Origin of the sequence: Pseudomonas avellanae BPIC 631 (genome assembly GCF_000444135.1) — a bacterium.
Lineage (GTDB): Bacteria > Pseudomonadota > Gammaproteobacteria > Pseudomonadales > Pseudomonadaceae > Aquipseudomonas > Aquipseudomonas avellanae.
The window spans coordinates 1-248 of the sequence record NZ_ATDK01000032.1; the positions used below are offsets into that span (position 1 = coordinate 1).

At 50.0% G+C, this 248-nt stretch carries 1 protein-coding gene; it reads right to left on the bottom strand.

Annotated features, from left to right (window positions below):
• On the bottom strand, positions 1–143 hold a 143-nt coding region (locus tag DW49_RS1000000133985), incomplete at its 3' end, for a recombinase family protein (protein ID WP_337587864.1).
• Between the last annotated feature and the right edge of the window lie 105 nt (positions 144–248).

The following is a 248-nucleotide window of genomic DNA, read 5'->3' on the forward strand; positions in this document are numbered from 1 at the left end:
GCATCCTCATACCATTCATTCACCGCGTAGGTTTCAGCAAGGGAATGCTTCTGTGCCTCTACGCTTTGGTCATTCGTTGAAACCCGCACGTACCCGATAGTTGCCATGTGTAGTGTCCGCCAGTTGTGGTCTGAGTGGCTCATAACCTATGGCTCATATATTCATGGGTGGCTCAGTAAAAGTCAACACCTTTGAGCTAGGTCAGCGACATACTCCGATGAGTGGCTCACAGGGTGTACCTTTTGAGC